Here is a 9,966-nt window from a genome sequence, read left to right on the forward strand (position 1 = left end):
GCTTGGCCTCGGTAAAGGCCTTCTGCAGGCTGGTCGGGCTCAGCGGGGTCCCGTCCCGACTCGGGAACAACCACTCGCGCGGGCGGTATAGGCGCCAGTAGGCGCGCAGCGCCTCGAGCAGGCTTGGTGAGAGCACCACCAGGCGATCCTTCGCGCCCTTGCCTTGGGCAATGCGCAGGAGCTTGCGTTCCCCGTCGATATCAACAGTCCAAATAGGAAAAAGTGTGCTATTTATTGCAATAACCTGATAAGCAGCGAGTTTTATTTTCGTTTCTTCTTTTGCTAGCTCAACGACACTGGATCCGAGGGATCACCCGCAAGACGGTATGCTTTGAATACATGTTCACGCCCTGCATTGGGGTTTGGAACATGGGAGGTCGCAATCTCGTTGGTACGCAGATCAAAACTATAGGCCACAACAATTTCGTCAACTTCGCGCCGCACCAATGTCCCGACTTCCACTAGATCGTCATCAACCTCATGGCCATCAGGAATGATCAGCGTTCGGCGGTGAGCAGTCCCCTCGGCAAGAGCAAACGGTGTCGGGGCGACATACATCTTCCTGTCGCGAACAAGGATATCTCCATAGCTACCAAACCCCCTGAAACTCTTATTCTTGTGTACATAGGTGTTGTCCGCGTTCAGGAAACTGCCGTGGCATAAGACCAGATCGAGCACGGGGTAGCTGTTCCCGTCCGGATCGGTGGGATAGCGCGCAAACACGTAATAGACCTGGCGCCCATTGTGCTCACCACACGGTACCTGGCTATTGCAATCATAATCAGCTTCCCGGCCCGGATAGGCCAAGCCTTTCAGCTCAAAACCTTCGGCATCATGAACGAGGCGGAAGTCCGGGTATGAGTTGCGACCCGGCGAGTCATAGTTCAGCGCCATGGATTCCAAGCGGTCTTTAAACCAGTTCTGGAAGTGGAACTCCTTATCATTGCGGCCTTCCCGTTCGATCAACACGCCGCCCTGAATGGCCTGAACGCAGGTCTTGAATATGGTAGAAACTTTAGACACGGGCCATGACACTCCCTATTGTTTTTTCGGTCTATGTTTTTTGCAGTAAATGGATTTTCTCGATAAGCGCTTCGGTATCACCGTTCATGTCATCCAGTATATGCAGAGCATCCTCCATGGAATGCGCATGAGAAAGCTGGCGGAGAACCTGCGCCATAACGATGATGCGCACATCATTGCGACTTAAGCGCCGTCCAGAGTCAATTAACCGACTAGCCTGACGGGTTACGACAGGCGTAACTGTACTGAAGAGATCGCCATTCCATTTGTGTTTTTGGATCTGCGAGCGTTTGCGGCAAACGATGATGATGTCGAGATCAATCGGCTCTTTGGCCTGGTGCTTTGGCATGGCGACCGACATTTCGGCTTTGATGGGCTGAGCCGCCGTAATCCCGAAGCCGGCCTCCATCAATGCACGCAAAACGCACCGCCATCCTTCCGGCCTGGAATGATGGTAAGTGAAGGCGAGCAGCCCATCATCTTTTAAAACCCTGTGCGCTTCTTTCCAGACGCCGGACAGTCTTTCTGTAAAATCATCGGCCTGCGCATTCTGTACCTCGCGCTCTGAACGGGTGGTATCCTGCTGCCGGTATCCGTCGTCGCCGAGAATGTGGCGCTGCCAGACGTGAAAGAAATCGGCTAGCTGCGAGTAATGGACGTTATCGAAGAACGGTGGATCGGTCAGGATGACATCGACAGAACAGTCGGGCAAATCGGTTGCACTGGAATCGCCGCAGGACAGATAAACCCGTTTGCCTTCCACGAAGGATGCGTAATCCTCTGCCACCGGAAATCCAAGTTTTTCGGAAAGCCCATAGACTTTTTCGGTTTTTCTCTTGCCCGTACTGTGATCGACGCGAAGTTCGAACGGATTATCGGCATAATCAAGCGCACGCCGGATACGCCCCTCGAACATTGTCGAGAACGATCCCGAGCTTTTCGGGGTCCCCCAAAGATTGGCTTCGAGAGGTACGCGTTCAGGTTTAAGGATATGGTGCGCAAACATGTGACGAACCGCCCCCGTCCCCTCACCCTTATAAGAGGCGAACATGTTATTGAATTCCAGCGCACCGGAAAACAGGCAGGTGAACAATTCCCGCAGGACTGTATCATCTATTTCTCTGATACGGTCGGCAAGGAAAGACAGGCAGAGAAGCTGACGGGCGTTGAACATCTGATGCCAGAAGCGATAGTTATATCCCAACGCCTGATTGGTGTTATGACCGGGTGTGATTCCGGCAATCGGATACGCATTCTTTCGCCGGGACAATGACCGCTGCGCTTTGGCATAGATTTTGTGGTCTTCTTCTGTTGCGGGCAGATAGGTCTTTGTGCCGTCGGGCATGAGCACTAGCTTGGCGTAGAGCCTGTGTTCCGGCGGCTCGTCCTTGGTCCGAACGGTCTTCGCAATGGGAAATTTATGCGCACATGTGGGGCACGTAGCGGACTGTCCGTTTGCCGGTCCGTCACTCGGATCGAAGCATTTGTTGCAAGAAGTACACTGCGCGTCCTTGGCATCATAACGAACCTCGTTGATACCCCCACAGGAAGGGCAGACCGCCCGGGACTTCGGATACTTTCTCGGATATGCGTGGCGCGCAAAGATCATCGAAGAGAAAAGATCAACCGGGGTATCGCAGGACGGGCAGTCGATCACCTTGACCCAGAAATAATACAGGACGTCGGCGGAACTGCCGTCCGGAAGGGTTGTACGGTAATAGCTGCGCACCTTATCGGCCACATCATGCTCGATTTCGTGGAAGGTATCGAGAATCGCTTTCCGGTTATGGACAGACAGGGCACATTTGACCAAAAAATGCGCAACCGCATTGATGTCGCGGCCTACGCCCCTGGCACCCAGCTTAACGGCCTCAGCGATCGTCGTACCGCTTCCCATGAAGGGATCGAAGACTACACCGTCCTTAATGCGTACCGGTTTGTAAAACAGGTCAAAGAGGTCGGTGCCACTCGGTGCGAATGCACCAAGCACCATGGCCCGGAAGACGGTTCCGAGACGCTGCGCCCACCATTTATGAATATGGGTAGTCGGGCGGTTGATTTCCTTGCGCCAGCTTTCGGTTTCCGCAATATCACTGAGTACTTCGAATGGGAAATCATCATCCTCAAGGGCACGCTGGCCGGATGAGTAGTCGAGAGTAATCACCGTCTCGGCGGGATCATCGAAGGGCAGTTGTGCTGTTTGAGCCTCTGCGAAGCTTAGCCAGCGAGCGGATGCGCCGCCCGTTCTGGTTACGGCCATAATCCGTTCTCCGAGAAATCAGTCATGGCGGTTCGTCTCCGCCGGTTTCAAATCAAGGACACTGTCTTCATGCTGGTCGAGGAAGCGCCGAACGGCCAGACGCACGACATATTGTAGTGACAAAGGCGGGCGCTGAGCTTCGGCAAAGGCGCGCAATGCATCGCAGTCCCCTGAGTCAAGGGAAACCGTGAAACGCTTGGACGGCTTCTCAGACATATGGGAAAAACCTTTTCATCTTGTATATTGCACCATTCTAGACGTAATTGCACCAATGTGCACTGACTCAAAGGCTCGGTTTCCTGACTATCCTCTCCCCTACGGTAACCACTGCACCAAAAAACATAACGTTTGGGTTAGCCGGCCCCGCCACCGAACTCGCCCGGCTTTGCCGCCGCGGAGCTTACCGGGGTCCGGTTGAACCTTTTGTTATGCGGCATTTACTTGGACGACCTCGCTGTAGGAATGAGGCTCTGGAATAGGTTCCCCATCTTCTTTCATTCCATCCAGATGAAATTCAATGGCCCCCCGGATCAACTCCAGGACTTCCTCGCGGGTTTCACCTACAGCCACACATCCCGGGAGGTCCGGAACGTAGGCGCCCCAGCTCTCGGGGCCTTCTTCTAGAATGACTACATACTGCATAATTTCACCTATTTCTTCAGGCCGGCTTGCTTCAGGGCATTGTTGAGCGTGCCCGGCGGCATATCTACATTAGGCTTCCCGGATACGGTTACAGTTCCCGATTTTACAGGATGTCGGAATTGGCGATGACTGCCCCTCTGCCGGGCCCGGTACCAGCCATCCCTCTTTAGGATTTTGATTCGCTCCTTGACCTTCATCCCGACTCTCCCCTACAAACTGCCTGCCGCATAACGTCTAAGCTGAGGCGCGCGAGCTTTGCGAGCGTCGCTTCGAGCGCCAGGTTATGCAGTTACTGGGAGGCTACTGGCCGCATCTCATAAATTCGCCCATACCGCGCGGCTGCATCAAGATCGCCTTCGCGAAGGGCATCACGTACATCATCCAGCTTGTACGCATCGTCGACGCTGAGGTAGGGGGACCACTGGGTATTGTCCTCAATCAGCGCTACTTCTACCTCAGCAACATACTTGCCCTCGTGCACATACTTTTTCTTAACCCGCTGTGCCATGGCTACTTCCTCCTCATGAAATCTTCATCCCACCGAGCCGGATCCGGCCTATATGCGGTAACCAAAACGGCAGGTTTGTCATACCCTTTGGGGATCCCCCATACGACATGTATCGGAGCACCGCCTCTATCCTTCTGTAACAGTAGCACGCTTGGCCCCTTCGGATAGTTCGGATAATCCTCCACTACCATTGGGCACCTCGAAAAACCAGCCCTTCACCGGTGAGCCGCACTTAGCGCACTCCTCCTAGCCGAGCTAGAATAGGCGCTCTGTTCGTGCCCAAGCCCGATCAACAACGCCCTGGCGATCTCATGAAGGAGGTCACGATGAGCGATCAACGGCCTAGCAAGCAGACTCGCAGTGCAGTGAAGCGTACCCCCGACGCTGCGCAGCAGCGCGAGGAGAAGATCGATCAGCTCGGTGACCCGCTGCAGGTGCTCGAGCGGCACGTCGATTTTGCCACCATTGCCGATGTCGTAGATGATGCCGCCCCGCGCCCGAGTGGCGATCGCGGAGGGCGCCCACCGTACCCGACGGAGGTCATGGTCCGGATCTTGACGCTGAAGCACCTCTACAAGATTTCCGACGAGAGCCTGGAGTTTCAACTGCTGGATCGACTCTCCTTTCAGCGCTTCTGTGGGCTGCAGGGCTCGGCGAAGATCCCCGACCGGACGACTATCTGGAACTTCGAGCAGCGGCTAGTGAAAGCAGGCGCCGGTGAACTGCTCTTCGCTGCGGTGCAGAGTGAGTTGACCCGCCACGGTTACATCGCGCGCTGTGGTCAGATTGTTGATGCGACACTGATTCAGGCGCCGCGACAGCATTACAGCAGCGAGGAGCGTGAGATCCTGGATCAGGATGCTACCCCGACAGATTGGAACCGCTACGAGCGCCGCCAACGGGATACGGATGCGAACTGGACGAAGAAGCACGGCAAAAGCCACTTTGGCTATAAGCTCAGCATCAGCGTTGACGCCCGATATAAGCTGATCCGCTGCTGTGCGGTCTCTTCCGCGGCCGAACACGATGTTGGGCTTCATGAGATCCGGCTAGTGAGATGGCGCATGGGCTTGCGGAATGCAAGTCGTGCATACATACTCAATACATATGGATATTGAGTGGGACACGGACAAGGCAGAGTCGAACCTCGCCAAGCATGGTGTCAGCTTCGACGAGGCCGCCACGGCTCTTCTGGATCCGATGGCATTAGCCCAGGAAGACGAGGATGCGCAGGGCGAAGCCCGATGGGTGTTGATGGGCATGAGCGCTCAGGCCCGCCTCCTCGTCGTCGTTTACACACTGCGCGGCTCTGATGAGCGCATCCGTCTCATTTCTGCTCGCAAGGCCAGCCGTAAAGAGGCCAAGTACTATGCGTGACGATTACGATTTCTCAAAAGCCAAGCGGGCCAAGAATGTTCCGCATCTAGCCAGGCTGCAAGCGGAGGCCAAAGGCAAGAGCCGGATCACGATCATGTTGGACAACGATGTGCTGATGGCATTCCGTGCCAAAGCCGATGCGGAAGGTATTGGCTATCAAACATTGATCAATCGTGTCCTCCGTGAAGCCTTGGGCACGCGGCCTGTTGATGAGGCGACGCTGCGGAAAATTCTCCGTGAAGAACTGGAGGCCCATTAATCCACAGGATTCTTGCCATGCATGCAGCCCAACAAGCGGTTCCAGCCGACCGGCCTTACCTCCGCGTTCGCTTCGGCAAGGCCGGCGGCTGAACCTTAGCGTCTGCCACCTTGAGAGTGTGTTGCACTCTTGTAACACCAGCGCCGACGTCTACGCCGACAAGGATTACGCGGGCCGTCGCATCGAGCAGCAATTGCGCGAGCAAGGGTACCGGCCACGGATCCAACGTAAAGCCGCCCCCAAGAAGCCACTCGGTGCGCGCCAGGGCCGGCGCAATCGCCGCATCGCGCGGACCCGGGCACGCGTCGAGCACATCTTTGCGGCCCTGCCGCAATGCTATGACATCGGTGTGCGCTGTATCGGCCGGGCACGGGCGCTGCTACAGCTGACGTTCGCTGCTGCGGCTTACAACATGCGCCGACTTGCTTTTCTGCGCGAGACTGGGGTGACGCCGTTCTAAGCGCGCACCGGGGGGCTCGTGTGTCCGGAAACCGGCACACAGCCCCGAAAAAGCCCCTTCGGGGGCCTTAAAGAGGGGGCTTAGTCACCTCTGAGAGTGGGTTGAAGGATCTAACCGGATCACCGGACCGAGTTGGTTAATCATTGACCAGTTTTTCGAGCCTCCCCATTGCCTCGAATACCCCGCTGACCGCCTCACGAGCCGTGACCCCATCATCTGCCAGCTCATCGTACCCGTGCTCCGATACCCGAACCTCACCCCTCTCAACCAGTTCCTGCAACCGCTCCAGCAAATCACTCACGCTGAATTCTCCGAACCACTCTCAGTTTCATTTTTGCATAACGACCAAGCTCACTTGCCGTTTTTGAGCGCAGCGAGAAAACGGTCAAGTGCGGCGCCTTGTTAGCGGCTATTTTACTGGCTCTATACCAAGGTCTTTGCATATCTTCCTCGCTAAGATGTCTTTGATCTCGGAATGTCGAGGGATCGCCGACCGTTTATTTTGGGCCGGATTATGCCACCACGAATGCTTACCGCCTTCTCGTAAAATATCACATCCCTGGCTGCGCAGATATTTGAGAAGTTCATTTCTCTTCATATAGCGATTTTTTCTTCCTTGTAGCCGTTGCCGGCAGCGATCAACGCGTCCTGACGGTTAAATTCCAGCGCCTCTTTAAGGGTAACCTCCAAAGCCTCTTTCAACTCCTCGTAGGTTTTTTCCTGGCAATTTACACCGGGGATTTCTTCAATCCACCCAACCCACCAGTCGTCTTCCTGCTTTATAATCGCTGTATATTCATTTTGCACAATCATTGCCTCCTTACTGCTGGATTTTTTATGCCGCTAACGATTAAGCGTTTATCTGGTGTGCGCGCTGCCGAGACGGCCTGTTGTCGCGGGGCTCCCGCGCGCAGACCAGATAAACGGTTGTTGGACTAATCCGCTCCCGGCACGGCGTGGCGGTCGGCGCGAGCACTCTCTAGACAGAGGGGATTGTATTGTCGCGGCCGGTCCACTCGACAAAGACGCGTGGGCGCAGCCGGGGGTCGAGCAGGGGGAAGAGGCGCGAAGATCGGCATGTGCGTCAGTTCCTGAGGGGTCGAAGTCGGTGTCTCTGGGTCAATCTTAAACCATTTCCCGAATTTCAGGCGAGCGCGGACGCCGACCGTTTCGGGCCGGTCCAGCTGGAGAACCCGACGCGGTCGGTGTCAGGCGCGCAAGCTGGCACCTCCCCCGCGGTCTCGGCGCAGGGGGCTCAGGCGCGCGATCACGCGCAGCTGGCCAGCGCGACAAGTCGGGCACGGATAGCCATCGAAGGGGGCTCGCTCGCTGGCTTCTTCGGCCTGCGCTGTCGCGGCGGGCACCGCCGCGAGCGCGGCGCGGATCTCGGACAAGCGTCGGGCGCGGCAACGGTTGGCCAGAAAGCCGTAATGCCTGACCCGCATGAGTCCTTATCAGCTGATCCAGGGTCTGGAACTGGACTCGGTAACCCGCCTCGACGGCCTTTATACCTAGGGCGACGGCTAGGTGGGTTTTGCCCACACCGGGCGGGCCAAGGAAGATGACGTTCTCGGCGCGCTCGACAAAGGCCAGCCCGGCGAGGTTGCGCACGACCTGACGGTCGATCGAGGGCTGAAAATCGAAATCGAACTGCTCAAGCGTCTTCACCGCCGGAAAGCGCGCCTGGTTCATCCGCGACTCGATGCCCTTGCGATTGCGCCCGGCGTACTCCGCCTCCAGTGCCTTAGCCAGGAAGTCCGGATAGTCGAGCTTCTCCTTGGCGGCCTGTTCGCAAACCGCCTCGATCTGATCGGGTAGGTATTCAAACTTCAGCCGTTCAAAGAGCGCATCGAGCTGCATCAGACCACCTCCTCATAAACCGACAGATCGCGGGTCTCGACCGGTATGACTTCGGCCCAGAGCCGGCGGTGATGCTCGGGATCGGTCTGCCAGCCAGCGCTCGGATCCGTGAGCACGTGCCAGGCAACCGGCTCGCACGGCTCTTCGCTGCTACCGCGGCCGTAGACGGTCAGTTCGTGATCGAGGCTCAGCCGGCAGACCACCGTCTCACCGCAGAAGGTGTCCGGAACGCTGTAGCGGTTGCCCTCGACCTCGAGGTAGCCGTCCCAGCCCACCGTGCGGTAGAAACGGTAGGCAGTATCGAAACGCTCCCGGGGCAGTGCGCGCAGTTCGGCACGCTCCGCTCGCTCGAAGCGTTCGAGGACCACCTCTTGGTGGGTACCGTGTAGGCGGAGGTCGGCGACCTCAGCAAGCCAGCGCTCAAGCTCTCGGTTGAGATGCTCGATGCTTTCAAACTCCCGGTTCTCGGCGAAGAAGTTCTCCTTGACGTAGCGCACCATCCGTTCGGTTTTGCCCTTGGTCCGAGCCCGATATGGGCGACACGCCCGCGGGGTAAAACCGTAGCGCTCGGCTAGATCGAGGAATCGAGGGTTGAAATGCACCCCGTGCTGGTCGCGCCCCAGCACCGCAGTACGCTGGTTATCGACCAGCACCTCGCTCGGTGCGCCGCCGAAGCACTCGAAGGCGCGGATCAGGCTCTCGTAGGTGTGCTCGGCATCTTGGCGCGGAGCGGCATAGACGTGCAAGCGCCGCGAATAACCCAGCGTGTTGACCGCGAACGCGATGCGCTGTCGCTGCCCGGCGAGAACAGCCTCCGTCTCACCCCAATCGTGCTGAAGCTGCCGACCAGGCTCGGTCTCGTAGCGCACCGTGGCCTTGGAAATCCTCTGCGAGCGCCGCGGCTGTACGTAGTCGCGGACAAGCGTGATGCCACCGTCATAGCCGGCAATCTGGAGTCGGCGCAGGATGACCTGGCAGTTCCAGATCTGCTCTTGCAGATACTGATCGATCAGCGGCTTGTACGGATCGAGCTTGCCGCCCCGAGCCCGTGGCCGCTTGCCTTTGGCCGGTCCGCGCTGGATAATGCGCCGCACCGTGCGCTCCGAGCAACCAATCTGAGCAGCGATGTCCTTGATGTATAGGCCTTGTTCGCGCTTTTGTAGTATCCTCATAGCGTCCGTCCTCTTGATCATTGGGATACCTCCCGCGGTTTCGCTGGATCGGTCTACAGCTACTCCCGAGGAAGAGTATCCCGGTCAGGGGGGCGGACAAATTAGTTCGGTGATATGAGGACAATATCAAGCGGTGGTGACAAAAGAGCGCGCGGGCTACACGAACATCGTTTAGTACGCTGTCGGACTCCAAGGGCTCACCGGTATCGGGATTACGACCGAGCGCGAGTTCTTGAAGGATTCGTATTGCCGTGTCGATGAGCATGCCTTGGGCGCCTAACGGCAATGCTCAACGGCGCGCGTCAGCGCGTCCGTTGAAGCTCTTTGTTGGAATCGCTCATTTTATGGGTTGGTGACGCGTGTATTTCCACGCCCAAAGCACGCACTACTTTCAGGACAGTATCG

The 9,966-nt window shown here is 57.1% G+C and carries 17 protein-coding genes; 4 read left to right on the plus strand and 13 right to left on the minus strand.

Translation table 11 applies throughout. The annotated features are described in order from the left end of the window. From CKO15_RS12530 to CKO15_RS14715, 8 genes are all read right to left on the minus strand, one after another. Positions 1-265: tyrosine-type recombinase/integrase (locus CKO15_RS12530; protein ID WP_420842148.1), on the minus strand; the 265-nt coding region annotated here is incomplete at its 3' end. A gap of 17 nt (positions 266-282) precedes the next feature. Beyond that, positions 283-1,023, minus strand: coding sequence for a hypothetical protein (locus CKO15_RS14240; RefSeq protein WP_242464787.1), 741 nt, complete (start codon positions 1,021-1,023; stop codon positions 283-285). A 31-nt stretch (positions 1,024-1,054) separates the two neighbouring features. Beyond that, positions 1,055-3,283, minus strand: coding sequence for a DNA methyltransferase (locus CKO15_RS12545; RefSeq protein WP_200196826.1), 2,229 nt, complete (start codon positions 3,281-3,283; stop codon positions 1,055-1,057). An 18-nt stretch (positions 3,284-3,301) separates the two neighbouring features. Beyond that, the gene (locus tag CKO15_RS12550; protein ID WP_200196828.1) at positions 3,302-3,499 is read right to left on the minus strand and encodes a hypothetical protein; all 198 of its coding nucleotides are present in this window, start codon (positions 3,497-3,499) and stop codon (positions 3,302-3,304) included. A 210-nt stretch (positions 3,500-3,709) separates the two neighbouring features. Further along, positions 3,710-3,925, minus strand: coding sequence for a type II toxin-antitoxin system HicB family antitoxin (locus tag CKO15_RS12555; protein WP_200196830.1), 216 nt, complete (start codon positions 3,923-3,925; stop codon positions 3,710-3,712). Between the two features lie 8 nt (positions 3,926-3,933). Continuing rightward, positions 3,934-4,122, minus strand: coding sequence for a type II toxin-antitoxin system HicA family toxin (locus CKO15_RS12560; RefSeq protein WP_200196832.1), 189 nt, complete (start codon positions 4,120-4,122; stop codon positions 3,934-3,936). A 92-nt stretch (positions 4,123-4,214) separates the two neighbouring features. Further along, positions 4,215-4,433, minus strand: a complete 219-nt coding sequence (locus CKO15_RS12565) for a hypothetical protein (RefSeq protein WP_200196834.1) — start codon at positions 4,431-4,433, stop codon at positions 4,215-4,217. A gap of 2 nt (positions 4,434-4,435) precedes the next feature. Continuing rightward, positions 4,436-4,624: a DUF4258 domain-containing protein gene (locus CKO15_RS14715; RefSeq protein ID WP_420842147.1), complete on the minus strand. Its 189-nt coding sequence runs from the start codon at positions 4,622-4,624 to the stop codon at positions 4,436-4,438. 135 nt (positions 4,625-4,759) lie between these two features. On the opposite strand from CKO15_RS14715, the gene CKO15_RS12570 reads away from it, so the two are divergent. From CKO15_RS12570 to CKO15_RS12585, 4 genes are read left to right on the plus strand one after another with little or no spacing between them, the layout of a single operon-like run. Then, entirely contained in the window at positions 4,760-5,551 is a 792-nt protein-coding gene (locus CKO15_RS12570) for an IS5 family transposase (protein WP_200196836.1), read from the plus strand. Beyond that, positions 5,541-5,810: a BrnT family toxin gene (locus CKO15_RS12575; protein WP_200196838.1), complete on the plus strand. Its 270-nt coding sequence runs from the start codon at positions 5,541-5,543 to the stop codon at positions 5,808-5,810. The genes CKO15_RS12570 and CKO15_RS12575 overlap by 11 nt, the downstream gene beginning before the upstream one ends. Beyond that, positions 5,803-6,069, plus strand: a complete 267-nt coding sequence (locus CKO15_RS12580) for a BrnA antitoxin family protein (protein ID WP_200196840.1) — start codon at positions 5,803-5,805, stop codon at positions 6,067-6,069. The genes CKO15_RS12575 and CKO15_RS12580 overlap by 8 nt, the downstream gene beginning before the upstream one ends. Next, positions 6,020-6,529, plus strand: a complete 510-nt coding sequence (locus tag CKO15_RS12585) for a transposase (protein WP_274600155.1) — start codon at positions 6,020-6,022, stop codon at positions 6,527-6,529. The genes CKO15_RS12580 and CKO15_RS12585 overlap by 50 nt, the downstream gene beginning before the upstream one ends. Positions 6,530-6,665: 136 nt before the next feature. On the opposite strand, the gene CKO15_RS12590 is transcribed toward CKO15_RS12585, so the two are convergent. The 5 genes from CKO15_RS12590 to istA form a co-directional block, all read right to left on the minus strand. Further along, entirely contained in the window at positions 6,666-6,830 is a 165-nt protein-coding gene (locus CKO15_RS12590; protein WP_200196851.1) for a hypothetical protein, read from the minus strand. Positions 6,831-6,938: 108 nt separating this feature from the next. Continuing rightward, positions 6,939-7,127, minus strand: coding sequence for a type II toxin-antitoxin system HicA family toxin (locus CKO15_RS12595; RefSeq protein ID WP_200196853.1), 189 nt, complete (start codon positions 7,125-7,127; stop codon positions 6,939-6,941). Further along, on the minus strand, positions 7,124-7,336 hold the full coding sequence (locus tag CKO15_RS12600; protein WP_200196855.1) for a type II toxin-antitoxin system HicB family antitoxin: 213 nt from the start codon (positions 7,334-7,336) through the stop codon (positions 7,124-7,126). The genes CKO15_RS12595 and CKO15_RS12600 overlap by 4 nt, the downstream gene beginning before the upstream one ends. A 318-nt stretch (positions 7,337-7,654) precedes the next feature. Beyond that, positions 7,655-8,392: an ATP-binding protein gene (locus CKO15_RS14575; RefSeq protein ID WP_338036067.1), complete on the minus strand. Its 738-nt coding sequence runs from the start codon at positions 8,390-8,392 to the stop codon at positions 7,655-7,657. Continuing rightward, positions 8,389-9,582 (minus strand): IS21 family transposase, encoded by a 1,194-nt coding sequence (istA, locus tag CKO15_RS12610; protein ID WP_200196857.1) that lies wholly within the window; start codon positions 9,580-9,582, stop codon positions 8,389-8,391. Before istA ends, CKO15_RS14575 begins: the two co-directional genes overlap by 4 nt. Positions 9,583-9,966: the final 384 nt, after the last annotated feature.

Origin of the sequence: Halorhodospira abdelmalekii (assembly GCF_016583625.1) — a bacterium.
In the GTDB taxonomy this organism is placed as follows: Bacteria; Pseudomonadota; Gammaproteobacteria; order Nitrococcales; family Halorhodospiraceae; genus Halorhodospira; species Halorhodospira abdelmalekii.

Excerpts from the sequence above, each read along its gene's own strand:
- istA (WP_200196857.1), bottom strand. The coding sequence starts at position 9,582 with ATGATCAAGAGGACGGACGCTATGAGGATACTACAAAAGCGCGAACAA.
- CKO15_RS12545 (WP_200196826.1), bottom strand. The coding sequence starts at position 3,283 with ATGGCCGTAACCAGAACGGGCGGCGCATCCGCTCGCTGGCTAAGCTTC.
- CKO15_RS12560 (WP_200196832.1), bottom strand. The coding sequence starts at position 4,122 with ATGAAGGTCAAGGAGCGAATCAAAATCCTAAAGAGGGATGGCTGGTAC.
- CKO15_RS12585 (WP_274600155.1), top strand. The coding sequence starts at position 6,020 with ATGAGGCGACGCTGCGGAAAATTCTCCGTGAAGAACTGGAGGCCCATT.
- CKO15_RS14715 (WP_420842147.1), bottom strand. The coding sequence starts at position 4,624 with ATGGTAGTGGAGGATTATCCGAACTATCCGAAGGGGCCAAGCGTGCTA.
- CKO15_RS12595 (WP_200196853.1), bottom strand. The coding sequence starts at position 7,127 with ATGAAGAGAAATGAACTTCTCAAATATCTGCGCAGCCAGGGATGTGAT.
- CKO15_RS12575 (WP_200196838.1), top strand. The coding sequence starts at position 5,541 with ATGGATATTGAGTGGGACACGGACAAGGCAGAGTCGAACCTCGCCAAG.
- CKO15_RS12570 (WP_200196836.1), top strand. The coding sequence starts at position 4,760 with ATGAGCGATCAACGGCCTAGCAAGCAGACTCGCAGTGCAGTGAAGCGT.
- CKO15_RS12565 (WP_200196834.1), bottom strand. The coding sequence starts at position 4,433 with ATGGCACAGCGGGTTAAGAAAAAGTATGTGCACGAGGGCAAGTATGTT.
- CKO15_RS12550 (WP_200196828.1), bottom strand. The coding sequence starts at position 3,499 with ATGTCTGAGAAGCCGTCCAAGCGTTTCACGGTTTCCCTTGACTCAGGG.
- CKO15_RS12555 (WP_200196830.1), bottom strand. The coding sequence starts at position 3,925 with ATGCAGTATGTAGTCATTCTAGAAGAAGGCCCCGAGAGCTGGGGCGCC.
- CKO15_RS12580 (WP_200196840.1), top strand. The coding sequence starts at position 5,803 with ATGCGTGACGATTACGATTTCTCAAAAGCCAAGCGGGCCAAGAATGTT.